The organism is Saccharothrix sp. ALI-22-I, from assembly GCF_001984175.1.
In the GTDB taxonomy this organism is placed as follows: domain Bacteria; phylum Actinomycetota; class Actinomycetes; order Mycobacteriales; family Pseudonocardiaceae; genus Actinosynnema.
In genome coordinates, this window is sequence record NZ_MTQP01000064.1 from 102457 (window position 1) to 126753 (window position 24297).

The 24297-nt window shown below is 69.1% G+C and carries 28 protein-coding genes and 1 pseudogene; 9 read left to right on the top strand and 20 right to left on the bottom strand.

All coding sequences use genetic code 11. The features are described 5' to 3' along the window. Positions 1-247 precede the first annotated feature (247 nt). Positions 248-1564 carry an Rv3212 family protein gene (locus ALI22I_RS25455; protein ID WP_238598566.1) on the top strand — a complete coding sequence of 439 codons (1317 nt, stop codon included), beginning with the start codon at positions 248-250 and terminating at the stop codon, positions 1562-1564. A 213-nt stretch (positions 1565-1777) separates the two neighbouring features. Further along, positions 1778-2650, top strand: a complete 873-nt coding sequence (locus ALI22I_RS25460; RefSeq protein WP_077008067.1) for an alpha/beta fold hydrolase — start codon at positions 1778-1780, stop codon at positions 2648-2650. A 10-nt stretch (positions 2651-2660) separates the two neighbouring features. Here ALI22I_RS25460 and ALI22I_RS25465 read toward each other — a convergent pair whose 3' ends face one another. The 5 genes from ALI22I_RS25465 to ALI22I_RS51180 all read right to left on the bottom strand — a co-directional run bounded on the left by ALI22I_RS25465 (position 2661) and on the right by ALI22I_RS51180 (position 5549). Then, on the bottom strand, positions 2661-2963 hold the full coding sequence (locus ALI22I_RS25465) for a hypothetical protein (RefSeq protein ID WP_083751999.1): 303 nt from the start codon (positions 2961-2963) through the stop codon (positions 2661-2663). A gap of 9 nt (positions 2964-2972) precedes the next feature. Continuing rightward, positions 2973-3812 (bottom strand): RecB family exonuclease, encoded by an 840-nt coding sequence (locus ALI22I_RS25470; RefSeq protein WP_077008068.1) that lies wholly within the window; start codon positions 3810-3812, stop codon positions 2973-2975. Positions 3813-3902: 90 nt separating this feature from the next. Further along, positions 3903-4760 carry a PHP domain-containing protein gene (locus tag ALI22I_RS25475; RefSeq protein WP_077008069.1) on the bottom strand — a complete coding sequence of 286 codons (858 nt, stop codon included), beginning with the start codon at positions 4758-4760 and terminating at the stop codon, positions 3903-3905. Between the two features lie 31 nt (positions 4761-4791). Next, positions 4792-5352: a PH domain-containing protein gene (locus ALI22I_RS25480; RefSeq protein WP_077008070.1), complete on the bottom strand. Its 561-nt coding sequence runs from the start codon at positions 5350-5352 to the stop codon at positions 4792-4794. Positions 5353-5390: 38 nt separating this feature from the next. Next, positions 5391-5549 carry a hypothetical protein gene (locus ALI22I_RS51180; protein WP_179118361.1) on the bottom strand — a complete coding sequence of 53 codons (159 nt, stop codon included), beginning with the start codon at positions 5547-5549 and terminating at the stop codon, positions 5391-5393. 142 nt (positions 5550-5691) lie between these two features. Here ALI22I_RS51180 and ALI22I_RS25485 point away from each other — a divergent pair, with 142 nt between their 5' ends. Beyond that, positions 5692-6105 (top strand): NUDIX hydrolase, encoded by a 414-nt coding sequence (locus ALI22I_RS25485; protein WP_077008071.1) that lies wholly within the window; start codon positions 5692-5694, stop codon positions 6103-6105. Positions 6106-6119: 14 nt separating this feature from the next. Here the strand turns inward: ALI22I_RS25485 and ALI22I_RS25490 are convergent, their stop codons facing one another. Next, complete coding sequence (locus ALI22I_RS25490; protein WP_077008072.1) at positions 6120-7205, bottom strand: DUF2332 domain-containing protein; 1086 nt, start codon at positions 7203-7205, stop codon at positions 6120-6122. A 1-nt stretch (position 7206) separates the two neighbouring features. Then, a complete protein-coding gene (locus ALI22I_RS25495) occupies positions 7207-7710 on the bottom strand; it encodes a MaoC family dehydratase (protein WP_077008297.1) in 504 nt (167 codons plus the stop codon). Between the two features lie 285 nt (positions 7711-7995). Between ALI22I_RS25495 and corA the strand changes: the two genes are divergently transcribed. Next, positions 7996-9072, top strand: coding sequence for a magnesium/cobalt transporter CorA (gene corA, locus ALI22I_RS25500; RefSeq protein ID WP_077008298.1), 1077 nt, complete (start codon positions 7996-7998; stop codon positions 9070-9072). A 222-nt stretch (positions 9073-9294) separates the two neighbouring features. Here corA and ALI22I_RS25505 read toward each other — a convergent pair whose 3' ends face one another. After that, entirely contained in the window at positions 9295-10380 is a 1086-nt protein-coding gene (locus ALI22I_RS25505; RefSeq protein WP_077008073.1) for a DUF2332 domain-containing protein, read from the bottom strand. A 106-nt stretch (positions 10381-10486) separates the two neighbouring features. Here ALI22I_RS25505 and ALI22I_RS25510 point away from each other — a divergent pair, with 106 nt between their 5' ends. Further along, a complete protein-coding gene (locus ALI22I_RS25510) occupies positions 10487-11188 on the top strand; it encodes a metallophosphoesterase family protein (RefSeq protein ID WP_077008074.1) in 702 nt (233 codons plus the stop codon). Continuing rightward, the gene (locus tag ALI22I_RS25515) at positions 11178-12017 is read left to right on the top strand and encodes a chromosome partitioning protein ParB (RefSeq protein ID WP_077008075.1); all 840 of its coding nucleotides are present in this window, start codon (positions 11178-11180) and stop codon (positions 12015-12017) included. The genes ALI22I_RS25510 and ALI22I_RS25515 overlap by 11 nt, the downstream gene beginning before the upstream one ends. 15 nt (positions 12018-12032) lie before the next feature. Here the strand turns inward: ALI22I_RS25515 and ALI22I_RS25520 are convergent, their stop codons facing one another. The 8 genes from ALI22I_RS25520 to ALI22I_RS25555 form a co-directional block, all read right to left on the bottom strand. Beyond that, positions 12033-13004, bottom strand: a complete 972-nt coding sequence (locus ALI22I_RS25520; protein WP_077008299.1) for a hypothetical protein — start codon at positions 13002-13004, stop codon at positions 12033-12035. Between the two features lie 124 nt (positions 13005-13128). Beyond that, positions 13129-14016, bottom strand: a complete 888-nt coding sequence (locus ALI22I_RS25525; protein WP_077008076.1) for an SDR family NAD(P)-dependent oxidoreductase — start codon at positions 14014-14016, stop codon at positions 13129-13131. A gap of 259 nt (positions 14017-14275) precedes the next feature. After that, the gene (locus ALI22I_RS25530) at positions 14276-15457 is read right to left on the bottom strand and encodes an ABC transporter ATP-binding protein (RefSeq protein WP_077008077.1); all 1182 of its coding nucleotides are present in this window, start codon (positions 15455-15457) and stop codon (positions 14276-14278) included. Positions 15458-15461: 4 nt separating this feature from the next. Further along, positions 15462-16307 carry a carbohydrate ABC transporter permease gene (locus ALI22I_RS25535; RefSeq protein WP_077008078.1) on the bottom strand — a complete coding sequence of 282 codons (846 nt, stop codon included), beginning with the start codon at positions 16305-16307 and terminating at the stop codon, positions 15462-15464. Beyond that, a complete protein-coding gene (locus ALI22I_RS25540; RefSeq protein WP_083752001.1) occupies positions 16307-17269 on the bottom strand; it encodes a carbohydrate ABC transporter permease in 963 nt (320 codons plus the stop codon). The genes ALI22I_RS25535 and ALI22I_RS25540 overlap by 1 nt, the downstream gene beginning before the upstream one ends. Continuing rightward, complete coding sequence (locus ALI22I_RS25545; protein WP_077008079.1) at positions 17266-18516, bottom strand: ABC transporter substrate-binding protein; 1251 nt, start codon at positions 18514-18516, stop codon at positions 17266-17268. The genes ALI22I_RS25540 and ALI22I_RS25545 overlap by 4 nt, the downstream gene beginning before the upstream one ends. A 183-nt stretch (positions 18517-18699) precedes the next feature. Next, positions 18700-19236, bottom strand: a complete 537-nt coding sequence (locus tag ALI22I_RS25550; protein ID WP_443216961.1) for a general stress protein — start codon at positions 19234-19236, stop codon at positions 18700-18702. Positions 19237-19621: 385 nt separating this feature from the next. Further along, positions 19622-20818, bottom strand: coding sequence for an acyl-CoA dehydrogenase family protein (locus ALI22I_RS25555; protein WP_077008080.1), 1197 nt, complete (start codon positions 20816-20818; stop codon positions 19622-19624). A gap of 144 nt (positions 20819-20962) precedes the next feature. On the opposite strand from ALI22I_RS25555, the gene ALI22I_RS25560 reads away from it, so the two are divergent. Next, on the top strand, positions 20963-21250 hold the full coding sequence (locus ALI22I_RS25560) for a DUF4190 domain-containing protein (RefSeq protein ID WP_077008081.1): 288 nt from the start codon (positions 20963-20965) through the stop codon (positions 21248-21250). 6 nt (positions 21251-21256) lie between these two features. On the opposite strand, the gene ALI22I_RS51185 is transcribed toward ALI22I_RS25560, so the two are convergent. The 4 genes and pseudogenes from ALI22I_RS51185 to ALI22I_RS25570 form a co-directional block, all read right to left on the bottom strand. Beyond that, positions 21257-21421, bottom strand: a complete 165-nt coding sequence (locus ALI22I_RS51185; RefSeq protein WP_179118362.1) for a hypothetical protein — start codon at positions 21419-21421, stop codon at positions 21257-21259. Between the two features lie 134 nt (positions 21422-21555). Further along, positions 21556-21783 (bottom strand): AAA family ATPase, encoded by a 228-nt coding sequence (locus ALI22I_RS25565; RefSeq protein WP_179118363.1) that lies wholly within the window; start codon positions 21781-21783, stop codon positions 21556-21558. 31 nt (positions 21784-21814) lie between these two features. Beyond that, a pseudogene (locus ALI22I_RS55675) lies at positions 21815-21943 on the bottom strand (AAA family ATPase); the annotation flags it as partial. Between the two features lie 43 nt (positions 21944-21986). Beyond that, a complete protein-coding gene (locus ALI22I_RS25570) occupies positions 21987-22946 on the bottom strand; it encodes an HpcH/HpaI aldolase/citrate lyase family protein (protein WP_077008082.1) in 960 nt (319 codons plus the stop codon). A 114-nt stretch (positions 22947-23060) separates the two neighbouring features. On the opposite strand from ALI22I_RS25570, the gene ALI22I_RS25575 reads away from it, so the two are divergent. Both ALI22I_RS25575 and ALI22I_RS25580 read left to right on the top strand, forming a co-directional pair. Continuing rightward, on the top strand, positions 23061-23396 hold the full coding sequence (locus ALI22I_RS25575; RefSeq protein ID WP_238598567.1) for a hypothetical protein: 336 nt from the start codon (positions 23061-23063) through the stop codon (positions 23394-23396). Beyond that, positions 23393-24250, top strand: coding sequence for an aminoglycoside phosphotransferase family protein (locus ALI22I_RS25580; protein ID WP_083752002.1), 858 nt, complete (start codon positions 23393-23395; stop codon positions 24248-24250). Before ALI22I_RS25575 ends, ALI22I_RS25580 begins: the two co-directional genes overlap by 4 nt. The last annotated feature ends 47 nt before the right edge of the window (positions 24251-24297 follow it).

Genomic DNA, 24297 nt, shown 5'->3' on the forward strand with positions numbered 1-24297 from the left:
CCTGGCCCGCTGAGACTTTGCCCGCGCTACTGATCGGACCTGGCCCGGTGCGGGCTTGGCCCCGGTGCGGACCCGACCCCGCTTGGACCCTGGACCTCGGTGTGGACGGGTCGTGGTGCGGTTTTGGGCGGGGTGTGGCATGTGGCTGCGGGCCTCGACTGCGGACGCCTCACACCGAGCACTTCCCAGTGGTGGCAGCATGTCGCCAGACCGACGTGATAGATCACCGACCATCGGGAGCCGGGCAGTGGGCCAGCCGGAGCAGGCGGAGTCGAACGGGCAGGTCGTGCTGGACGAGGACGTCCTGGCCGAGCCCATCGAGCCGCAGGACGACGACACCCCGGAGCCGGTGCCGTCCAGGTCGTGGCGGACCAGGGGGGATTTCATCGGTCTGACGCTGGTCGTGGTCGCGGTGCTGGTGGCGAGCCTGGTTCTGTGGCTGACCAGCGACGCGCGCAACACCACCAGCCAGACCGGGCCGTCCCAGATCACGCCGCTGCAACCGGCCACGGCGCTGCCGCCGACGCTCTCCGAGATCTGGCGGGCGCCCAGCGGCGCGACGCCGGTTCCGGTGAACCTCGACTCGGTCGTGGTCACCGGTGACGGCGGCGAGGTCGTCGGCCGGGACGCGGTGACCGGCGACGTCCGGTGGCGCTACGCCCGCGACTGGCCCCTGTGCACCGTCTCCACGGCCTGGGGCCGGATCTTCGCGGTGCACCGGAAGGAGACCAACTGCTCCGAGGTCACCACCCTCGACACCGCCTCCGGCAAGCGCGGCCCGCAGCGCAACGGTGACGCCGAACTCGGCACCCGCCTGCTGAACGAGGGCTCGCACGTGCTCACCACCGGCGAGACGTTCGCCGAGGTCTACCGCCGCGACGACCTGGTCCGCTCGATGGAGTACGGCCGGCTGCGCGCCATCGTGAACCCGAACAAGCAGCCGCGCACCAACTGCACGTACGGCTCGTTCGCGGTCACCGGCGGCAAGATCGCGTTGATCGAACGCTGCCCCACCCAGGACCCGTCCGACCGGCTCACGGTGCTCAAGCCCAACCCCGAGAAGTCCGACGAGCCGCAGGTCATCAGCACCGCGGTGACCGGTGAGAAGGGCGCCCGGGTGATCGCGGCGACCGCGAACCGGGTCGCGATCGCCGGACCGGGCCGGATCGTGGTGTACGACTCCGAAACCGGTGGGCTGGTCGCGACCTACCCGGTCGACGTCACCGCCGAGGACCTGGCGGGCGACCCGCCCGGCCGCGTGGTATCCACCTTCACCAGCACCGCGAACATCTACTGGTTCACCGGGTCGAAGACGGTGGCGCTGTCGCTGGCCGACCTGAACCCGCTGTGGACCGCCGACGACACGCTCGGCCCGGGCACCACGCTCGCCGGCCGACTGCTGCTGCCGGTCCAGGACGGTCTGAAGGTGCTCGACCAGGTCACCGGCGAGGAGATCGGCTCGATCCCGGTGAACCGCGACGGCCACACCGGTCCGGTCGAGATGGCCACCGAGGGGCCGGTCGTGCTGGAGCAGCGCGGCGGCACGCTCGTCGCACTCCGGTAAGCCCACGATCATCGCGCCCGGTGCGGGTCGGCCGAGGTGAAGATGGCGCGGAGCTGGTGATCGTCGTCGATTCGTCACGGTGAGAGTGACAACTGCGGCGACTGTCGTTCGGTGGGGCTGAGGTAGCCGGCGTTGCGCGTCGCGACCCGGTGACCCCGTGGCACTGCGGGTAAGCACCAGCGCCCGCGCGGTGAGTGGGGCAGACTGCGAGACGTGCACTCGCAGTTCAGCCCGCACCGCGCGGAACGCGTGGACCTGCCCGGTCGGCACGGCCCGATCGCGGCCCTGCGCGCGCCCGCCGCCGGACGCGACCTCGGCGCCACCGCGCTGCTGCTCCCCGGCTACACCGGGTCCAAAGAGGACTTCGCGCCCCTGATCGACCCGATCGCCGACGCCGGTGTGGAAGTCGTCGCCGTCGACCTGCCCGGCCAGTACGAATCGGTCGGCCCGATCGCGGAATCCGACTACCGGCCCGCCGCCCTCGGCGCGTCGATGGCCGAACTGGTCGCGAAACTCGCCGCCGAGGGCAGGCGCGTGCTGCTCCTGGGCCACTCGTTCGGCGGCCTGGTCGCGCGCGGCGCGGTGCTGGCGGGCGCGCCGGTGTCCGGGTTGACGCTGCTCTCGTCCGGCCCGTCCGAACTCCCGCCGGGCGAACGCCGCGCCGCCCTCGACTACGGCGAGATCATCCTGCGCGAACAGGGCGTCGAGGCGTCGCAGCAGGTCCACGAGACCCGCCAGGCACTGCACCCGCGCTGGCAGATGATCCCGCAGGAGCTGAAGGACTTCTACCGCGAACGGTTCGTCCGCTCCTCACCCGCCGGCCTGCTGGGCATGGGCGAAGCGCTGCGCACCGAACCGGACCTGGTCGCGAAACTGGCCCGTGTCGCGCGCGGGGCGGGCATCCCGTGCCTGGTGGTGTGCGGCGAACTGGACGACGCCTGGTCGGCGGCGAGCCAGCGGGACATGGCCGAACGGCTGGACGCCGACTTCGCCGTGCTGTCCGGCGCCATGCACTCGCCGAACACCGAGACCCCGGACGCCCTGCTGGCCACGCTGCTGCCGACCTGGCGCGCCTGGCTCAGCTAATGCCCCGAACTCACGCCCACCAGTAGAACCACAGGGTCGACGCCGCCAGCAGCACGACCACCAGGCCGCACACCGCCACGGTCCAGCCCCTGCGGCGGTCGGCGACGATCTGGGCCACCACCGCGGCCACGGCCGTCGCGATGTGTCCGGCCACCACGTCCAGCCCCGGACCTGGTAGTTCGTTGTTGCCCGCGTAGATCTGGAAGCCGATCAACGCCAACGCCAACAGCACCAAGCCGACGGCGAGGGCGCCGCTGACGCCGCGCCACAACCTGGCCAGACGCGGTTCGGGTCTGCTGTCCACCATCGTCACCCGGCCACTCTACGGCGCGAGCAACGCCCACGGATCGATCGTCGGCGCCGCCTGCTGGCCCTCCGGGCAGGAGCGGCGGAAGTCACACCACGTGCACTGGTAGCCGGTGCGCGGCGGGAACAGGATCTCCGGGTCGCCGCCCGCGGCGAGGGTGTCCGAGGCCAGCCTCAGCTCGTCCGCGGCTTCCTCGGCCCGCGACACGTGCCGCGCCAGGCTCTCCTCGGTGTGCTCCCACACCGCCACCGTGCCCGACGGCAGGTGGTGCAACTCCACCCGGTGGCACGGCTTGCGCAACGTCCGCCGCGCGGCCAGCGCGTACAGCGCCAACGCCTGCGAGCCCCGAGCGTCGTCCACGGTCAGCGCGTGCCGCCCGGTCTTGTAGTCCACGATCACCAGCTCGCCGTCGCGCAGGTCGATCCGGTCGACCCGGCCCTCGGCGACGATCTTCGACGTCGGCGTGGACACCCACCGCTCGATGCCGACCGGCTCGATCGACGTGTCCAGGTCGGTGACGTAGTCGCGCACCCACCCGACGGCCCGGTCCCGGTAGACGGCCGCCTGCTCGGCGTCCCGGAAGCCGTCGTTCTTCCACTGCCGGTGCAGCAGCGCCACCGCCTGCTCGGGCGTGCGGCGCTCGGCGGGCAGGTCGAACAGCGCCTTCAACGCGTTGTGCACGACCGCGCCGAGGGTGTTGTGCGCCCACGCCCCACCGCGCGGTGGCGATGGCCGGTCGAGGTAGGCCATGCGGAACCGACGCGGGCAGTCCGCCCACGTCGAGAGTTTCGCCGGCGTCACCCGCACCAGCTTCTTCGGCATCGCGCCGAAGTCGAACCCCAACTGTTCCTGCACACCTCAACGCTACTGTGTTGATGGCCGCTGCTCCGCAGACGGCGGCGAGGTCGCCTGGACCGACGCGACCTCGCGGGGTCCGGCTGTTCCTCAACCGACGATCACCTTGCATCCGGTTGCTCTGTCGGCGAGTGCGTCCAGCACGTCCGGCGAGGTGGTCTCCGCGCCGAGACGGACCGTCTTGTTGGTGCCGTGGTAGTCGCTGGAGCCGGTGGTCAGCAGCCCTAGGTCGCCCGCCAGCCCGCGCAGCCGGGCGCGGGTTTCCGGGTCGTGATCGGGGTGGTCGACTTCGACGCCGGCCAAGCCCAACGCGGCGAGGTCCGCCACCACCTGCTCGGTGACGATCGGGCCGCGCGACGAGGCAAAAGGGTGCGCGAGCACCGTCACCCCACCGGCCTCGGTGATCATCTCGATGGCCCGCGCCACGGGCGTGTCGGTGCGCGGCACGTAGTAGCGCCCGCCGGTCAGGTACCGGGCGAACGCCTCGTCGACGCTGGTCACCACGCCGGCCCGGATCAACGCCATGGCGAGGTGGGGACGTCCGGCCGGCGCGTCGGTCGGCATGGCCGCCATCAGCTCGTCGGGGTCGATGGGGAAGCCGTCGGCGACCATCCGCTCGGCCATCCGGCGCAGCCGGTGCCGTCGTTCGAGGCGCAGCCGCAGCTGCTCCTCGACCAACGCGGACGAGGTGTGGTCGTAGAGGTAGGCGAGCAGGTGGACGGTGACGACCCGACCCCGACCGTCGTCTGAGGCACAGGACAACTCCGCGCCGCGCACCAGCTTCAGGCCGGGCGGCAGCGCGTTGGCTGCCTCCGCCCAGCCGGCGGCGGTGTCGTGGTCGGTGATCGCGACCGCGCTCAAGCCGGCGGCGGCCGCGGCCGCCACCAGCTCCGCGGGCGTGTCGGTGCCGTCGGACTCGGTCGAGTGGGTGTGCAGGTCTATGCGCACCCACCCAGTCTCCACCACGGCCGAGTCCGGACTACGGCACCATCTTCTTGCCGCGCGCCGCCCGCTGCGCCTTGATCATCGAGAAACGCTCGGCCTGAGCCTTCTTGTCACCGAAGGTCAACTCCGAGATGGCGTCGTAGACCTCCTCGGGGTTGGGCAGGAACTCGATCCGGTTGAGGGCCTGGATCTGACCTGCCGACTCCACGACCAGGGTGCCGAAGCCGAACATCCGCCCGAGCACCGACCGCTCGTAGGTGAGGTCGGTGACCTTGCTGATCGGCATCATGGCCACCTTGGTCTCGAAGACCCCCGAGGAGATCATGAAACGCTTGTCGGTGACGACGATCCGCTCCACCCACCACTCCATGACGAAGTAGGCCAGCCTGAGCAGCACGAACAGCGAGGCGTACCAGAGTATGTTCTGGATGATGCCTGCGTTGTCGGGCAGCAGGTACGAGATCATCATCGCGCCGGCCAGCAGTGCGCCGGCTTCGAGGAGATCCCAGAGCAGACTGCTCCAGTGCCTGCGGACCCGGATGACCCGACGCTCCGTGGGGAGCAGGTACTCGTCGGGGTCCCGTGGTGCGAACATGCCTTCGACCTCTCGCCGTCGGGGAGGAGCCGGGCGACTCAGAACAATTGTTTCACGAAGGTGATGAGCGCCTCAGCGGCTTCCCGCAGTGTGCCCAGGATGTTCTGCACCAGCTGAGCCGCTTGCTGCGGCTCCGCGATGAGGAAGAACAGGACCAAGCCGACCCCGGTGTAGGTCAGAATCTTCTTCAGATTCACGGTGATCAACCCCGTTCGCTACCGCACCCGTTTGGCGCCAGTGAAAACCGTTGTACCGCACTCCGCGACACGTCGGGAGATTTGTACCGCACTTGGGTCAGCGAGCTGCACCGCCAACCCGGGGTGACTACTCTTGGTAACCGTGACGGCCGAACGTGAGCGACGAATCCGCTGTGTCGGCGGCGTGGTCCATGACTCGAACGGGCGACTGCTACTCGTGCGGCGGAGCAATCCCCCAGGTGAGGGACTGTGGTCGCTACCGGGTGGCCGAGTCGAGCCTGGTGAGACCGATGAGACCGCAATTGTGCGGGAACTATGGGAGGAAACGGGACTCTCCGTGACCGTAGGGGGGTGGGTCGGCAGTGTCACCCGTCCGGCGTCACACGGTGTTTACGAGATCCACGACTACGCCTGCCAGGTGCGATCCGGCGTCCTCCGGGCGGGGGACGACGCATCGGATGCCTGCTGGGCCGACGCTGCGATCTTGGCCACACTCCCACTGACCGAGATGCTGTTGGACACCCTCGCGGAGTGGGATCAGCTCCCCCGGAGCTGATCAACTTCGCCCGATCAGGGGAACCAGACCAGCCGCTGGCCGTGCGGCGCCGTCTTGGCCAACGCCCGCGCCGACCGCACTTCGCCGTCCTCGAACCGGACCAGCCCCACCACGCCGAACGCCGCCTCGTCCGGCCCCGGCCGCAGGTCGTCCCGCCCCGGCAGGACGTGGATCAGGCCGGCCGCGTACCCCTCGTGGCTCAACCACCACACCGGGCGGTCCAGCGCGCGCAGCGCCCGGACGAACTCCTCCCCCGGCACGTACGGCAGCACGTTGCTGGTCAGGACCACCAGCGGCAACTCGGCGGGCACCCGGTCGGCGGCCTTTCCCAGGTCCGCCACCGCGTCACCGACCACGAACTCCGGCGGCGACTTGCGCTGCACCGTCGCGGCCACGCCGAACAACCGCAGCCGCTCCGGCTGATCGGCCCACACGCATGCTTCGAGCCACGCGTACGTGTCCTCGTCGGTCAGGTCGGCGGGCGCCCGGTCCAGCCCCACCTTGGCCGCGATCTTCACCGTTTTGGGGATCTTCGGCAGCTCCGCGCCGGGCGCCAACTCCAACGAGCAGTGCAGCCCGAGCGCCGCCTTCGCCGGTCCCGCGACCAACTGCCCGGCCTGCTGGGTCTGGTAGCGGTAGCCGTACTGGTCCAGTCCCAGCAGCAGACCGGCGGAGCAGCCGACCTCCAGCAGCCCGACCGGCCCCTTGATCAGCCCGAGCGCCGGGTAGATCACCGCCGCGCGGCGCACCTCGTTGGTCTGGGTGCTGTGACTGGAGATCAGCGCCCGCATCTTGTCCGCCCGATCCAGCACGAAGCTGCGGAACAACGGCCACGTGTTCTCGTCCGCGCCGTACGTGCCGCCGAGGGACGGGTAGTAGTTGGACAACTCGTGGAACGGCTCGGCCTGCACCAGCCGGTGCGCCGCCGCCAGGAGCAGGGTCGCGTGCGCGAACCGCTCCGGGGCGGCGGTCAGCAGACCGGCGACCTCCGGATCGTCGGCGGCGTGTGTGGCCAGGTGCTCGTAGAGCGGGGAGACGCCGTGCGCCTCCTGCTGGGCGAACCCGGCCAGTCGTTGCCGCACCAGATCCAGTGAAGTCACTTCACTCCTTGGGTTCGGGCCTGCCCGGCTGCTCGCCGCCACGTGCGTCGCCGTAGGAGCGCTTGGGCACCATGACCTTCCGGCGGAACACGCAGACGACCGTTCCATCCTGTTTGTACCCGCGAGTCTCGACGTAGACCACGCCGCGGTCGTCCTTGGACTTCGACGGCGTCTTGTCCAGCACCTCGGTCTCACCGTAGATGGTGTCACCGTGGAAGGTCGGCTTGATGTGCTTGAGCGACTCGACCTCCAGGTTCGCGATGGCCTTGCCCGACACGTCCGGCACGGACATGCCCAGCAGCAGCGAGTAGATGTAGTTGCCGACGACGACGTTCTTGCCGAAGTCGGTGGTCTCCGCCGCGTAGTGCGCGTCCATGTGCAGCGGGTGGTGGTTCATGGTGAGCAGGCAGAACAGGTGGTCGTCGTACTCGGTGACCGTCTTCCCGGGCCAGTGCTTGTAGACCGCGCCGACCTCGAACTCCTCGTAGTAACGCCCGAACTGCACCGCACGCCTCCGTTGGCTGGCTGTGTGATCGAAGAACCACTCCGACAGGGGGGACAGTGTGAGCACTGGGGGAGTACCCTCGGCAACTGATCTGTGAGCGAGTACACCGCTACAGACAGCCGACCCGAGGAGGTGAGGACTACCGATGAGTAACGACCCCCATCCTGCGAGTACCTCGCGCGTCCTCATCGGGGAGCCGGCTTTCCACAGCTAGGCCCAGCGGTACCGGTCGGGGACGTGCCGTCGTCGTTCGTCGAATCGACGCTCCCCACCAGGAGGACCTCCGTGCCCAGCTTGCCCTCGCTCGGTGGCCTGAGAGGCCGCGCGCAGGAACGCCCCGCGGTGCCGATCCCCGTGCCGCTGTCCGCGTACGTCGTGGACTGCGGCGTCTACGTGGACGGCAAGCGCCTGCCCGGGCGGTGGTCGCACACCGACGCGGTGGAAGAGGTGCGCAAGCGCGGCGACGGGTTCGTCTGGATCGGGCTGCACGAGCCGGACGAAGAGCAGATCCAGGGCATCGCGGACACGTTCGGGCTGCACGAGTTGGCCGTCGAGGACGCCGTGCACGCGCACCAGCGGCCGAAGCTGGAACGCTACGACAACATGCTGTTCATGGTCTTCAAGACCGTGCGGTACATCCAGAACTCGTCACCGGACACGGCCAACGAGATCGTCGAGAGCGGCGAGATCATGGTGTTCCTGGGCCGCGAGTTCGTGGTGACGGTCCGGCACGGCAACCACTCCGGGCTCGCGGCGGTGCGCCGTGAGCTGGAGGAGGAGCCGGAACGGCTGCGCAGCGGGCCGGCCGCGGTGTTGTACTCGATCGCCGACCACGTGGTCGACAACTACCTCGACGTGACCGACCACATCGAGGACGACATCGACCAGATGGAGGCGCTGGTCTTCCAGCCGCGCAGCCGGGTCAGCGCCGACCAGATCTACCTGATGAAGCGCGAGGTGCTGGAGCTGCGCCGGGCGGTGATGCCGCTGGCCGTGCCGCTGCGGCGGTTGGCGGAGGGCTACACGCCGCTGATCCCCGAGCAGGTGCGCTCGTACTTCCGCGATGTCGACGACCACCTCACCGAGGTGTCCGAGCGCGTGATCAACTTCGACGAGCTGCTGACCACGCTGGTCAACGCGGTGCTGGCGAAGATCACGCTCCAGCAGAACTCGGACATGCGCAAGCTCGCCGCGTGGGTGGCGATCATCTCCGTGCCGACCATGGTCGTCGGCGTGTACGGCATGAACTTCGAGTACATGCCGGAGCTGCACTGGCGTTACGGCTACCCCATGGTGATCTCGGTGATCCTCGTGGTGTGCCTCACCCTGTACCGAATATTCCGTCGCAACCAGTGGCTGTGAATCCCCCTCCCCCTTCCTGCGACGGGATGTTCCGACATGACCAGAATGTTCACCAACCTGCGGTTCTGGGTCCTCACCTTCCTGATCGGCTGGCTCGCCACGGTCACCCTCCTGATCGCCAATGGCCAGTAGCGCACGCCGGCCACGCGACCACGACGCGAGGTCGCCGTCCCGGGGCGACCGAGCCCGCCGTCTGCGGAGCAGCGGCAATCAAACACAGCTCTAGTTCCAGGGTTGGGTGTCCCAGGTGAACGGGATGCCGTGGCCCACGCCGGTGCCGAGGCGGAGCGAGATGCCCGCCGGCCACAGCTTGAGCAGGAGCTGGAACTCGTACCGGTCCGCCATGTGCGTGCGCCGGGGTTCGTAGACCAGCAGCGCCAACGGCGCCATCGGGGTGGCGCGCGCGGCGGCGTCGGCGAGGATCGAGCGGCCCATGGCGCGGTCGGCCGGTGACACGTACTGCCAGACCACGGAGTGCCAGACGACGGTCAGCACGTCGCGTTCCGGGCGGGCCAGTTGGTCGGCCAGCCACTCCGGGCCGGTCGCCTGCTGGACCGGGACCGGGTCGAGTTGGGCCAACTCCAGGGCTTCCTGGAGCCGGGCGAAACGGGCCGGCTGGTCGCCCCACACGAACGACGACAGGTGCAGCCGCCCGCTCTCCCTGGTCACGTCCACCGGGTGGAGGTCGCAGCCGGCCCGTCGGACCAGGCGCAGGTTGTGGCTGAAGTCGACCGGCGGCCGACCGGTCCACCTCGGGTCGAGGGTGAACGGGCTGCCCGGGTCGCCCACCGTCCCGCCGTCGACCCGGTAGGCGATGCGGTGCGGGCGGAGGTTCAGGCCGCCGGACGCGCCGACTTCGAGCAGCCGGATCGGGAACGTGGCGCGCCGGCCGGCTTCGTCGGCGGCCAGGTGGGTGGCGGTCTGGAGGCCGCCGAACAGGGGCGCGTTGCGGCCCGGCTCGTTGGTCTGCACGACCGTGGACGTGATCAGGCTGTGCAGTTCGTCGGTGTGCTCGTGCAGCACGGGCAGCACGTCGTCCCACAGGGTGTCGAGGTCGGGTTTGCCGCCGGCCGTCGGGTAGTGCTTGGAGAGGGTCGGGACGCGGCCTTCCAGGACCAGCCGGTGCAGGGCGCCGGCGAACCGGAAGCCGGGGACGGTGCCCTTGCGGTCGCACTCGGCGCCCGCCATCACCCGCGCGGTGATGCCGCCGCGCGCCAGATCGTCCGCCGCCGCCACCAGCAGGGTGTGGGTGAGCGGGCTGTGGACGTGGCAGGCGCGGGACGCATCGAGGAACAACTCGGCGAGCACACCGTGACGCTAACCCGATTTCCCTTGTGCGGCAGTAGGAGGCGGGTGGTTTTCACCCTTTCACTGGCGAGGTGTCGCCGACGGTGACAGCGCTTAGGCTCGATGGATGCCGAAGGTGCTCGCGGTGGCGGACGAAGTGGTCGAGCGGTTGTGGACCGAACAGGTGCGCGGGCTGGACGTGGACCTGATCGTCGCGGCGGGTGATCTGCCGTTCGACTACCTGGAGTTCCTGGCGAGCGCGCTGGACCGGCCGTGCGTGTTCGTGCCGGGCAACCACGACGCGGACCTGACCGGGTACTCGAACGTCCGGGGCCTGTGGACCAAGGCCGGTATCCCGGCGCGCTGGCCCGGTCCGGCGGGCGGGGTGAACGCGGACGAGCGGGTGGTGGACGTCGCCGGGCTGCGGATCGCTGGTCTCGGTGGATCGATCCGGTACAGCGGTGGGCCCAACCAGTGGACCGAGCGGCAGCAGGCGCGGCGGCTGCGGCGGGTGCTGCGGACCGCGCAGTGGCGGCGGTTGCGCGACGGGCGCGGGGTGGACGTGCTGCTGACCCACTCGCCGCCGTTGGACTGCGGTGACGAGCCCGATCCGCCGCACCGGGGGTTCGCGTGCCTGCGTGACGCCGTGCGGCGGTTACGGCCCCCGCTCATGCTGCACGGGCACATCCACCCGCACGGTGTCGTGAAGGAGGACCGCACGCTCGACTCGACCCGCGTGGTGAACGTGGTGGGTCACAAGGTGTTCGACATCCCGGTCGGGTCCGAGGCCGGCCTCGGGGTTGGGCGGGAGGAGCGCCGTGCGCCGTGACACCGGGTTCCCCCAGGCGGACGCGGAGAACGACTTCCTGCGCGCCCGCCGTCGCCAGGTGATGTCGCGGTTGGCGGCGTGGCTGCGCCGGGAGCCGGACGACGTGAACATCATGCTGCCGTTCCACGAGGTGGTGGAGTCGCTGGGGATGCTCAGCGAGCGGCGGTTGGGGATGCAGACGATCAGGCTGGACTCGATCGTCGGCAGCGTGGACCGGACCCGTGACTTCGACCGCCGGTTCCGGCCGACGTCGGCGCGGGTGCGGGAGCGGTGGCAGCGGTTGGCGCTGGCCCAGCGGCGGGGCGAGGCGGTGCCGCCGATCGAGGTGTACCGGGTCGGTGACCTGCACTTCGTCCAGGACGGGCACCACCGGGTGTCGGTGGCGCACGCGTTGGGGCTGGAGGTGATCGACGCTTTCGTCACCGAGGTCGTGACGCGGATCGCGGCTCACGGGATCCGGCATCGCGGTGACCTGATCGTGAAGGACTACCGGCGGCTGTTCCTGGAGCGGGTGCCGTTGAGCGGTCAGGCGCGGGCGGCGGTGGTGCTGTCGGACCCGTGGGACTACGCCGAACTGGGCGAGCACGTGGAGGCCTGGGGGTTCCGGCTGATGCAGGACGAGGGCGTGTTCCTGGACCGGACGGCGATCGCGAAGCGGTGGTACGCGGAGGAGTACGAGCCGGTGGTGGAGATGCTCCGGCAGGCCGAGTTGGTCGGTGACCGGACGGAGACCGAGGCGTACATGTGGGTCGCGGCCGAGCGCTACCGCCTGATCCGCACGCACCGGTGGGACCAGGACGTCATCTCCACGCTGCGCTCGCGGCGCTGAGCCGCGCTGTCCCGCTCATCGCTGGCTCTCCAGCTTCGGCAGTGGGCGGGCCTGGTCCATCACGCGGTCGGTGTAGCTGTCGAGCAGGCGGGTCGCGACCTGCTGGCCGTAGCCCAGGATCACCGCCCAGAGCAGCAGGGCGGCCTGGGACGCCACGCCGATGAGCCCGGTCGTCACCCCGGCGCCGAGGGCCAGGATGCCGACCACCGCCAGGGCCGCGCCGAGCAGGACCTTGATCAGGGCCTGGTAGCCGACCATCACGTACGGCGAGAGGCTGGGACGCCGCCGCAGGAGCAGCACGACCGCCGACAGCACCGCCCCGAACGCGCCGAGCACCTGGATCAGCCACACGTCGGCTCCGGCTGCCGTCTTGCCCGACGGGCATACGGTCGGCAGCCGCTCGGAGCCGACGCACATCGGGATCAGGCCCGGCTTCACCAGCCCCACGATGCCCAGCAGGGTGTTGACCACGAATAACACCGCCGACGTCGCGATCAGCTTGTTCCGCAGCGCCCGCGACCCGGCGTGCGCGAAGTCGGACGCGTCGAACGCCGCCCGTAACGCGTCGACGACCAGCTCGCGTTCCACCGACAACGGGTACTCGCCCGGCCGCATCTCCTCCAACGCGATGCGCCGAGGGTCGTGCTCGTCCAGGTTCTCGGCCACCCGCGCCTTCAGCCCCGGCAGCCGACCGAGGAACCCGTTACCGGCGGCCACCACCGCGATCTCCGCTTCGTGCACCGACCGCCAGGCCCGCTCGATGTGCCACCCCGACCACCACGACGCGACCGTCCGCCACCGCGACTCGGTGCGCGTGATCATGTCCTCGACAACGGCGGCCTCCTGCTCCGCCACCGCCCGCCACTGCTGGCTCTCCAGATCGAGCGGATCCGGCGGCCCCAACGCGGCGAGATCCGCCCGCACGCGGTCCAGCCGCGACTGCACCACCAGCCGCCAGTCCGTGACCCGAGGTTTGCGTGCGCCCATGACCAGCATCGTGTCAGGGGGGTACGACAATTCGGCGATCACCCGAACGAGTGATCGACCGGAATCCCTGGACAAAAGTGCCACCAGCTCGGCCCGACCTGGTGACACTTTTGTCCACGTGCCCTCAGGCCGTCTGGCCCGGCTCCACCAGTTCACGCAGGCGCGGTGGCATGCGTTTTTCCAGGCCGAAGGGTTCCAGGTGGGCTTGGAGGACGCCGTCGAAGGCGCGTTTCACCGAGGTGGTGTCCCAGGTGTCGCTCTCCAGGATCGGCTGCTTGAAGTACGGATGGCCGACCAAGTGCAGCTGGCGGCCGTTGCACCGGACGATCTGACCGGTGATGCCGTCCGCCGCGTCGCTGAGCAGGAACAGCACGAGCGGCGCGACCTTGCCGGGGGTGCGGTCGGCGGGGATGGCGCGCAGGGAGCGCTCCGACTTCCACACCATTCTGGTGTGCGCGACCGGGCAGACGGCGTTGACCCGGATGTTCTCCGCCTCCAGGTCCAGGGCCCAAGACGAGCTGAGCGACGCCACCGCGCCCTTCGTCGCCGCATACGTGGCGAGTTTGCGTTGGCCGAGAAACGCACCCGACGAAATGTTCACGATCGAGCCGGAGCCCTGCTCCCGCATCACCCGCATCGCGGCCATTCCGGTGTATATGACCCCCAGGAGATTGACCTCGACGATCCGTCGGATCGATTCCGGGTCGTCCTCCCAGGGCAGGGTCTCGTAGTTCAGCCCGGCGTTGTTGACCAGGCCGTCCACCCGGCCGAACTCCGACTGGCACATTCCCACGATCTTCTCGGCCTCGCTCGGATCGGCCACGGTGTGCGTGCTGGCCACCGCCCGCCCCCCGTACGCCCGGATGTGCTCGGCGACCTGTTCGGCCTGTTCCGCGTCGACGTCGTTGACCACGACCGACGCTCCGGCCTGGGCGGCGTGCATCGCGTAGGCCTCCCCCAGGCCCCGGCCCGCCCCGGTGATCACCACTGCTTTGCCGTCAAGGATCCCCATCTCGCGCTCTTCTCTGTGCTCGGCGGACTCCCCTGCCCCGACGCCTTTCGGCCGGAGTCGTTCCCGCCTTCGACCAGGGTGGGGACCGACAACAGTTGTGGCGCGACAAATTCGGCGAGGTGTGGGTTTGCTGCGCTGAATGGCCTATGGAGTTCGTCCCGGCCGATGGCCCCGGCTGGTCAGTAACTGCCCGTGACCTCCGTTGAAAGCACGAAGGGCCGCCCCCGACGAACGGGGACGACCCTTCGTGCAACCTTTTTCAGCCGCGGTAGGTCAGGTTTCGGCCGTTGTTCGGGTCGAACAGCTGCACTTTGTCCGCGTCGAACCAGATCTCGGCCGGTTCGCCCACCACCGCGGTGGACGTCGCCGAGATCCGGGCGACCAGGGACACGCCGCCACCTGGCACATCGGCCGAACCCGCGTCGGCTGCCAACTCGGCCAACTCCGCCGAGGTGGCCTGTTCACCCGACAGACTGAAATAGGCGAACTTGTCCGAACCCATTGACTCCAGCACGTCCACTTGATTGGTGAAAGTCGCCCCGGTCGAGCGAACGTGGTCTTCCACCAATCGGGCGTCCTCGAAATGCTCGGGCCGCAGCCCCATGATCACTTCACGGGGTGCTTCGGTGCCTTCCAGCAACCCGCGCACCCGGTCGGTGAGCGGCACGTCGCCGAGCGCCGAGCGCAACGTGCCGTCCTCCAACGCGGCCGGCACGAAGTTCATCGCGGGCGAGCCGATGAACCCGGCGACGAACAGGTTGGCCGGGTTGTCGTAGAGGAACTGCGGCGCCCCGATCTGCTGCACCGCGCCACCGCGCATCACGACCACCCGGTCACCCAGGGTCATCGCCTCGGTCTGGTCGTGGGTCACGTACACGGTGGTCGTCCCGAGTTGCTTCTGCAGCCGGGACACCGACGTGCGCATCTGGACCCGCAGTTTCGCGTCCAGGTTGGACAGCGGCTCGTCCATCAGGAACGCCTTGGGGCTGCGCACGATCGCCCGCCCCATGGCCACCCGCTGCCGCTGCCCACCGGACAGGTTGGACGGCTTGCGGTCCAGGTGCTGGGTCAGGTCCAGGATCTCGGCGGCGTCGCGGACCTTCTTCTCCACCGTCGCGTCGTCCACTTTGGCCAGCCGCAGCGGGAAGGCCATGTTCTCCTTCACCGTCATGTGCGGGTACAGCGCGTAGGACTGGAACACCATCGCGATGTCGCGGTCCTTCGGCGCCCGCTCGTTGACCCGCTCGCCGCCGATGCGCAGCTCGCCGGAGGTGATGTCCTCCAGGCCCGCGATCATGTTGAGGGTCGTGGACTTCCCGCAGCCGGACGGGCCCACCAGGATGATGAACTCGCCGTCGGCGATCTCGATGTCCACGTCCCGCACGGCCACCGCGCCGTCGGGGTACTGCTTGGTCACGCTGTCCAGAACGATCTCGGCCATTGCTTCACCCCTTGACGGCGCCGGAGGTCAACCCGGCGACGATCCGACGCTGGAAGAACAACACGAACAGGATGATCGGGATGGTGATCACCACCGCGGCGGCGGCGATCGACCCGGTCGGGTCCTCGAACTGCGAGCCGCCGGTGAAGAACGACAGCGCGACCGGCACCGTTCGGGAGCTCTCGGTGGAAGTCAGCGAGATCGCGAACAGGAAGTCGTTCCAGCAGAAGATGAACACCAGGATGGCCGTGGTGAACACGCCCGGCGCGGCCAGCGGCGCGATGACCCGGCGGAACGCCTGACCGGGCGTCGCGCCGTCCATCTTCGCCGCCTTCTCCAGCTCCCACGGGATCTCGCGGAAGAACGCCGACAGCGTGTAGATCGCCAACGGCAGCGCGAAGGTGATGTAGGGCAGGATCAGGCCGAGCCAGGTGTCGAACAGCCCCAGCCCCCGCTCGATCTCGAACAGCGGCGAGACCAGCGAGATCTGCGGGAACATCGCGATCAGCAGCGACACCCCGACCAGCAGCCGCTTGCCGGGGAAGTCGAGCCGGGCGATCGCGTAGGCGGCCATCGTGCCGAACACCACCGCGACCGCGGTCGCGATCAGCGCGATGCCGATCGAGTTCACCAGGGCGCGGACGAACTCGGTCGTGGAGAAGATCGCCGCGTAGTTGTCGAACGTCCACGCGCGCGGGATGAAGTTGCCGTCGCCCAGGGTTTCCTTGGTCTTGAACGACAGCGACACGATCCACAGCACCGGGAACAGCGCGTACGCCACGACCAGGACGTTGAGGACGGTCCAGCGCGCCTTGCGGCCCGTGGTCACCGCCCCGCCGATGCCGGCCATCAGCGCCTCCCCCCGCCGTCGCTGCCAGGGGCAGCGGTGCCGAACAGCTTCACGAACACGAACGCGATGATCGCCACCGCGATGAAGATGAGCACCGACATGGTGGAGCCGATGCCCAGGTTCAAGCCCTTGATCAGGTTGTTGTAGGTCAGCATCGACACCGACGAGGTGCCTTGGGAGCCGGCCGTGAGGACGAACAGGTTGTCGAAGATGCGGAACGCGTCGAGGGTGCGGAACAGCAGCGCCACCAGGATCGCGGGCTTCATCACCGGCACCATCACCTTGGTGAACCGCTGCCACGCGGTCGCGCCGTCCATCGCGGCGGCCTTGAGCAGGTCCTCCGGCACCAGCGCCAGGCCCGCCATGAGCAGCAGCGCCATGAACGGCGTGGTCTTCCAGATCTCCGCCAGCGTCACCACCATGATCGCCGGGAGCTTCTCGGTGAGCACAGGATCACCGCCCGCGACCGTCTCGGCCAGGTAGCCGGTGCCCGGCGTCCACGCGTAGCGCCAGGAGAACGCGGCGACGACCGTGACGATGCCGTACGGGATCAGCGTGGACGTGCGCACGATGCCCCGGCCGACCAGGGTGCGGTGCATGATCAGCGCCAGCGCCATGCCCAGCACCAGCTCGATCGCCACGGACACCACCGTGATCAGCACCGTCACCCACATGGCGTTCCACCAGTAGGGGTTGGACAGCACGGTGATGTAGTTGTCCAGGCCGACGAACTCGGTGCGGTCCGGGAACTTCAGGTCGTAGCGCTGCAGCGACAGCCAGATCGAGTAGATGATCGGCCAGCCCGCGACCGCGGCCATGATGAGGATCGCGGGCGCGCACAGCAGCAGGCCGAGCCGGCGTTCGGCCTTCTTGCCCTCGCTCAGCGCGGCTTTCGCCTTCGGGGACAGCTTCGGCTTCGCCGCGACGGCGACGGCGGTTTCATCGTTCAGGGCGTGGCTCACGGCAGCACCCCCTTCGAGTCGAGCGCGTCCTGGAGTTCGGTGCGCAGCCGGTCCGCCGTCGCCCGCGGGTCGATGCTCGCGGGAGGCGACAGGATCGTGGAGATCACCGTGGAGACGTTCTGGTACGCGGGCGTGCGCGGACGTGCGCTCGCGGTCTTCAACGTCTCCAGGATCGCTTCCTTCATCGGGTACGGCTCGGCCATCTCCGGGTCGTCGTAGACCGATTCGATGGTCGGCGGCACGCCGTCGTTGATGGCGGCGAACTTCTGGCTCTCCGCGCTCCGCAGGCACATCACCGCGTCGAACGACTCCTCGGAGTGCTCGGTGAACGCGCTGACCGCGTAGTTGATGCCGCCGACGGTCACCTCAGCCTGCTCACCCGGGTCGATCGACGGGTACGGCGCCCACTTGAGGTTCTTCGCGAAGTCGGGTTTCTCCTGCGCGGCGGCGTAGACGTACGGCCAGTTCAGCATGAACGCGGCGTTGCCGCCCTCCATGGCCAGCCGCGCTTGGTCCTCGGCGGCGTTGGAGAACGACGGGTCGACCACGTCGGAGGTGGCGAACTTCTTCAGCACTTCCAGCGCTTTCACCGCGCCGTCGTCCACGACGGCCTTGGTGCCGTTCTCGTCGAGGATCTGCCCGCCCGCGGAGTTGACCAGGGTGTTGTAGAGCACGACCAGACCCTCGTACTGCTTGCCGGTCGCCGTGACCAGGCCCGGTTTGCCCTGCGCCTTGAGCTGGGAGCCGAGCTCGACCATCTCGTCCCACGTCTTCGGCGGCGTCGGCACCAGATCGCCGCGGTACCAGAGGAGCTGGACGTTGGTGTTGTCCGGAGCGCCGTAGAGCTTGCCCTCGTAACGGGCCGTCTCCAGCGGTGTCTCCAGCGTGCCGTCCTCGACCTGAGACTTGGCCTGGCCGGTGAACTCCTTGATCCAACCCGCCTCGGCCAGTTCGGCGGTCCACGTGACGTCGAGGGCCAGCACGTCCATGTCGCTGTCCTCGGCGGCCAGTCTGCGGACCATCTGCTCGCGTTGGCCGTCGGCCTCGCGCGGCAGCTTGTTGTAGACGATCCGGTAGCCGTCGGCCGTCGCGTTGCAGTTGTCGACGATCTTCTGGAAGTTCTCCTGCGGGTACTTGTAGACGTTGATGGTGATCCCGCCGTCACCCGAACCACAGCCCGCCAGCACGGACGTCGCGATGAGCGCGGCGCCACCTGCGGCGGCCAACCGATGACTTGTGCCCCTCACCGGTCCTGCCTCCTTCCCGACAACGGAGGAGCCAGACCGCAATGCCCGGCACCTCGTCGTGCCCCACCGACGGCCGTGGCCAGCCGGTGGAACGAACGTAGGCCCGATGATCAGGTGCCGCAACCACGGGAGCCCGGAAGGGCCTTACCCGATGGTGTCGTGTCGCAAACCTCGTTCTTCCGGTCAGTCCTTCTTCGCGTCCGACGGGCGCATGGCGAGCCGGGCGAGCAGGTCCCGGCCGCGTTCGGCCGAACGCGGCTGGCACAGCACGTCGTACCGGCCCGCGACCAGCTGGCTGGCGCTCTGGAAGTCCCGCTTGCCGCGCGCCGAGCCGTAGCCGACCGCGGCGAAGATCAGCCCGAAGGCGATACCGACGACCAGGCCCGCGACGATCGGCCCGAGGCTCGAACCCGGGGTGGTGTTGAACAGGCTGAGCAGGACGCCGACGAACAGACCGAACCACGCGCCCGAAGCCGCGCCGGTGCCCAGCACCCGGCCCCAGGTGAGCCGGCCGGTGACCCGTTCGACGAGCATGAGGTCCACGCCGACGATCGTGACCTCCTGGACGGGGAAGTCCCCATCGGCCAGGAAGTCGACCGCGCGCTGTGCCTCCTCGTACGTGCCGTAAGAGCCGATGGGCCAGCCCGTGGGCGGGGTGGGCAGTCGGGGAGGCACCCCGGGTCGGTTCTGGCCGGAGAAGGAACTCGTCACGGTGACCACCTCTTCGCGGTGCTGATCACCCCATCCTGCCAACACGGGGGGAACAGCGCGAAACGGGTTGGCGGGAAACTGACGCGAACGTGATGTAGCACCCGTCTGCCGCGCCCTCGGCAGTGCCACACCACCCTCCGGCCGCACCGCCCTTGCCTCATTTGCCGTACTTGCCGCAGGAGGCACCGGTAGTCGTGCTGTTAGGAGTCCCCCGCGCAGGGGGACCCCTGTTTTTGATCCTGCCGGCCGGGACCGACATTGCACGACGTCCGAGGGCCGGGCTGTGGACAACCCGCCGGCCTGTGGACAGTTGCCGCGCTGTGGACAGTTGCCCGGCGTCAATTGTTCGGCGTCAACTGCCTGTCGTCAGCCGGCTGTCGTCAACCGGCTGTCGTCAGCCGCGGGACTGGTAGTCGCGGAGGAGGCCTCGGCTGATGATGGTCTTCTGGATCTCGCTGGTGCCCTCGCCGATGAGCAGGAACGGGGCCTCGCGCATCAGGCGCTCGATCTCGTACTCCTTGGAGTACCCGTAGCCGCCGTGGATGCGGAACGCCTCCTGGGTCACCTCGGCGCAGTACTCGGACGCGATGAGCTTCGCCATGCCCGCCTCGACGTCGTTGCGCGCGCCGGAGTCCTTCAGCCTCGCCGCGTTCACCATCATCAGGTGGGCGGCTTCGACCTTGGTGGCCATCTCGGCCAGCTTGAACGCGATGGCCTGGTGTTCCACGATCGGCTTGCCGAACGTCTTGCGCTGCTGCGCGTACTCGATGGCCAACTCGAACGACCGCAACGCGATGCCGCACGCCCGCGCCGCCACGTTGACCCGGCCGACCTCGACGCCGTCCATCATGTGCCGGAAACCGCGTCCCGTGGCACCGCCCAGCACCTGCTCGGCGGGGATCCGGAAGCCGTCGAACACCATCTCGGTGGTGTCGACGCCCTTGTAGCCCATCTTGTCGATCTTGCCGGGGATGGTGAGGCCGGGCACGACCTCGCCGTAGCCCTCGGGCTTCTCCACCAGGAACGTGGTCAGGTTCTGGTGCGCCTTCTCCGCGCCCTCGTCGGTCTTCACCAGCACGGCGGTGAGGTTGGACGTGCCGCCGTTGGTCAGCCACATCTTCTGGCCGTTGATGACGAAGTCGTCGCCGTCACGCTTCGCGCGCGTCCGGATCGCGGCGACGTCGGAACCCAACTCCGGCTCGGACATGGAGAACGAGCCGCGCACGTCGCCGGTCGCCATCCGCGGCAGGTACTTCTGCTGCTGCTCGGGCGTGCCGTGCTGCTTGAGCATGTGCGCCACGATGAAGTGGGTGTTGATCACCCCGGACACCGACATCCAGCCGCGGGCGATCTGCTCGACCACCAGGGCGTAGGTCAGCAGCGACTCGCCGAGCCCGCCGAACTCCTCGGGGATGGTGAGCCCGAACAGGCCCATCTCCTTCATGCCCTCGACGATGTCGGCCGGGTAGGTGTCACCGTGCTCCAGCGCCTGGGCGTGCGGGATGATCTCCTTGTCCACGAAGGTGCGGACCGTCGACAGGATCTCCTCCTGGACGTCGGTCAGTCCTGCGGTCCGGGCCAGGCGCGCCATCGCGGTTTCCCTTCGTAGCTCTCGGGTTACCGGCGAGTATGGACCGGTTAACGCACGTTCGCGCTACGAAGGTGCTCATCGCCACGCGCTGAACCGAAACAGCGGTTAGCCTGTGCCCCCGCACCGACCGTCAGGGGGAACCACATGTCGCAGCCGTACTACCAGCAGCCGGGCTACTACCCGCCCAAGCGCACCAACGGCATGGCGGTCGCGGCACTGATCACCGCGTTCCTGTTCTCCCCGGTGGGCATCGTGCTGGGCATCGTGGCCCGCAAGCAGATCCGCCAGACCGGCGAGGACGGCTGGGGCATGGCCACCGCCGGCCTCATCATCGGCGCCGTGTTCACGGTGCTCGGCCTGCTGGCGTTCGTGCTGTGGGTCGTGCTGATCGTCTGGCTGTACCGGGAAGCCGGCACCATCCCGCCCCGGTGACCCGGCTCAGGAGGCGCGCAACTCCAACGCGCCGCCGCAGTGCCGGCACACGTCGGCGAACACGTGGACGTCGGCTGAGCAGCCCGGACAGCTGCGGAAGCTGCGCTCCAACAGGTCGTCCGACGGGCGGCGGCGGAACAGTCGTCTCCGGTCGTTGCGGTGTCGTGACATGACGACCACCATGCACACGCCCCACCCCATGATCGCCAATCGCAGGCGCCACTTGTGGGAATGCTCACCGGTGAAGTAACCAGCCCGTTACCTCACCGGCACGCCGAGTCACTCCTCAACTGTTGGAGCACCCGTCACGAGCTACCGCCCGGCCTGCCCCAGATCAGGTTCTTCTCCCACAGTTCGCCCAGCGAGTACTCGGTCAGCCATTCGCCGATCCGTTCGCGATCCGGGCGAGCGAACGTCGAGGCACCGTCGACCCGCTCGACCACGACCAGGTCGTCGAGATCGAACTGGTTCATGAGGGTGACCGACTGCGTGGCGATGAGCACCTGGCTGCGCTCCGACGCCTGCCGCAGCAATGACGCAGCAGCCGCGCAACATCTCGAACACGCGCACGAAGTTGCTCTTGCCCGCGCCGTTGGCGCCGACGAGCACGTTGAGCCGGCCGAGGGATACCGAAGCCGAACGGATCGAGCTGCAGCCCTCGATATCGGTGGGCTTCAGCTCCCTGTCGGTCACGCGATCACTCTACGACCACGGACCGACAGGGAGCCGCACGAAGTCACTCCTCCGGCGGCGACCACACGTCGGAGCGGGACATGCCGGCGGCTCGGCCCTTGGAGGAGATGACGAGGGCCATCTTGCGGGAGGCCTCGTCGATCATCTCGTCGCCGAGCATCACGGCGCCGCGCTTGCCGCCCTTTTCGGACGTGAAGTAGTCGTAGGCGTCGAGGATGTTCTCGGCGTGGTCGTAGTCCTCCTGCTTGGGGCTGTACACCTCGTTGGCCGCGTCGATCTGGCCCGGGTGCAGCACCCACTTGCCGTCGAAGCCCAACGCGGCCGAGCGGCCTGCCACGCGCTTGAAGCCGTCGACGTCGCGGATCTGGAGGTACGGGCCGTCGATGGCCTGCTTGTCGTGCGCACGGGCCGCCATCAGGATCTGCATCAGGATGTAGTGGTAGGCGTCGCCGACGTCGTAGCCGGGCGGCTGCTCGCCGACGACCAGGGACTTCATGTTGATCGACGCCATGAAGTCGGCCGGGCCGAAGATGATCGTCTCCACCCGCGGCGACGCGACGGCGATCGCGTTGACGTTGATCAGGCCGAGGGCGTTCTCGATCTGCGCCTCGATGCCGATCCGCCCGACCTCGTAGCCCATGGTCTTCTCGATCTGGGTGAGCAGCAGGTCGAGCGCGTGCACCTGCTCCGCGGTCTGCACCTTGGGCAGCATGATGCAGTCCAGGTTCGCGCCCGCGCCCTCCACGACCTCGGTGACGTCGCGGTAGGTCCACTCCGTGGTCCAGTCGTTGACCCGGACCACCCGGGCTCGTGAACCCCAACCGCCCTCGTTCAACGAAGCCACGATGGTCTTGCGCGCGTCCGGCTTGGCCAGCGGCGCGCACGCGTCCTCCAGGTCGAGGAACACCTGGTCCGCGGGCAGCGTGCGAGCCTTGTCGATCATCTTCTGGCTCGATCCGGGCACGGCCAGACACGAGCGACGGGGACGCTGCTGGTCGACCACTGGGGTACCTCCTCGTACCGGCCGGTAACTACTTGTTGTGCGAAGGGTGGCACGCACGCGGGGTGCCCGCTATTTCGTGAGTCACGATTCACAGGCCCGTGGCAGGCTGAACCGGTGGAGATCGAGCAGGTGCTGGACAACGCGCTGCGCAAGGCCGCCGCGATCTGGATCAGGCCGTCCGGCCACGAGCCGCGACTGGTGTGGGCGCTGTGGCGGGACGGCGCGGTACTGGTGGCCGTCGGCGGCACCGAGCAGGTGGTTCCGGGGCTCGAAGACGGCGTCGCGTGCACGGTGACCGTCCGCTCCCCCACCACGCACTCGCACCTGGTCGACGCACCCGCGACCGCGTACAGAACAGAGTTGGACGACGAAGCCGCGGCGGCCCTCAAGACAGCCCGGTTGAACGGCCGCCCGGAGTGGGAATCGGTCTACCGCTTGGAGTTCGCGTGATCACTGTTCCCGACGACTTCGGCGCCATCCTCGGCGAGGAGGCGCTGCCGTGGCGCGCCACCCTGCCCGCCCTGGCCACGAAGTTCTGCGCCCGCTGGCGCCTCACCCCGGACGGCGACCTGCTCAACGGCAACGTCGCCGTCGTCCTCCCGGTCCGCCGCGCCGACGGCCACCCGGCCGTGCTCAAGCTCACCTGGCAGGACGCCGAGACCCGGCAGGAGCCGCTGGCGCTGCAGAAGTGGGGCGGCGAGGGCGTGGTGCGACTGCTGGATCACGACGACGAGCACGGCGCGCTGCTCCTCGAACGCCTCGACCACACCCGGTCGCTGATCGACGCACCGCTGGAGGAGGCACTGGCCGTCACCGGCGGGCTGCTCCGCCGGTTGCGCGTCCCGGCCGGGCCGGAGTTCCGCCGCCACGAGCCGGACGACCTGGTCGAGGAGAACGCCGGACTGGACCGACCGGTGCCGGGCGGGTTCGTCGAGCAGGCCGGCGAGCTGGGCCGGGAACTCACCGCGAGCGCGGGAAACACGCTGGTCAACGAGGACCTGCACTACGAGAACGTGCTGCGCGGCGACCGCGAGCCGTGGCTGATGATCGACCCGAAACCGCTGTCCGGTGACCGCGAGTTCGGCGTGATCCCGTTGCTGTGGAACAGGTTCGGCGAGATGGACGGTGAACGCGGCCTGCGCGACCGGTTCGCCGCGCTGTGCGATATCGGCGAGCTGGACGTGGAGCGGGCGCGCGCCTGGACGTTCTACCGCGCGGTGGACAACTGGATGTGGTCCCTGGGCCTCGACCTGGCCGACGCGGCGGCGGCGTGCGAGGCCATCGCGCGCACGTTGCGGCCGTAAAGCCTGGTCATGGGTCCACTGTGGAACGCAGCGCCGAGCCGTTCGGC

Excerpts from the sequence above, each read along its gene's own strand:
- ALI22I_RS25480 (WP_077008070.1), bottom strand. The coding sequence starts at position 5,352 with ATGTTCGCACCACGGGACCCCGACGAGTACCTGCTCCCCACGGAGCGT.
- ALI22I_RS25510 (WP_077008074.1), top strand. The coding sequence starts at position 10,487 with ATGCCGAAGGTGCTCGCGGTGGCGGACGAAGTGGTCGAGCGGTTGTGG.
- ALI22I_RS25520 (WP_077008299.1), bottom strand. The coding sequence starts at position 13,004 with ATGGGCGCACGCAAACCTCGGGTCACGGACTGGCGGCTGGTGGTGCAG.
- ALI22I_RS25525 (WP_077008076.1), bottom strand. The coding sequence starts at position 14,016 with ATGGGGATCCTTGACGGCAAAGCAGTGGTGATCACCGGGGCGGGCCGG.
- ALI22I_RS25530 (WP_077008077.1), bottom strand. The coding sequence starts at position 15,457 with ATGGCCGAGATCGTTCTGGACAGCGTGACCAAGCAGTACCCCGACGGC.
- ALI22I_RS25535 (WP_077008078.1), bottom strand. The coding sequence starts at position 16,307 with ATGGCCGGCATCGGCGGGGCGGTGACCACGGGCCGCAAGGCGCGCTGG.
- ALI22I_RS25555 (WP_077008080.1), bottom strand. The coding sequence starts at position 20,818 with ATGGCGCGCCTGGCCCGGACCGCAGGACTGACCGACGTCCAGGAGGAG.
- ALI22I_RS25560 (WP_077008081.1), top strand. The coding sequence starts at position 20,963 with ATGTCGCAGCCGTACTACCAGCAGCCGGGCTACTACCCGCCCAAGCGC.
- ALI22I_RS51185 (WP_179118362.1), bottom strand. The coding sequence starts at position 21,421 with ATGTCACGACACCGCAACGACCGGAGACGACTGTTCCGCCGCCGCCCG.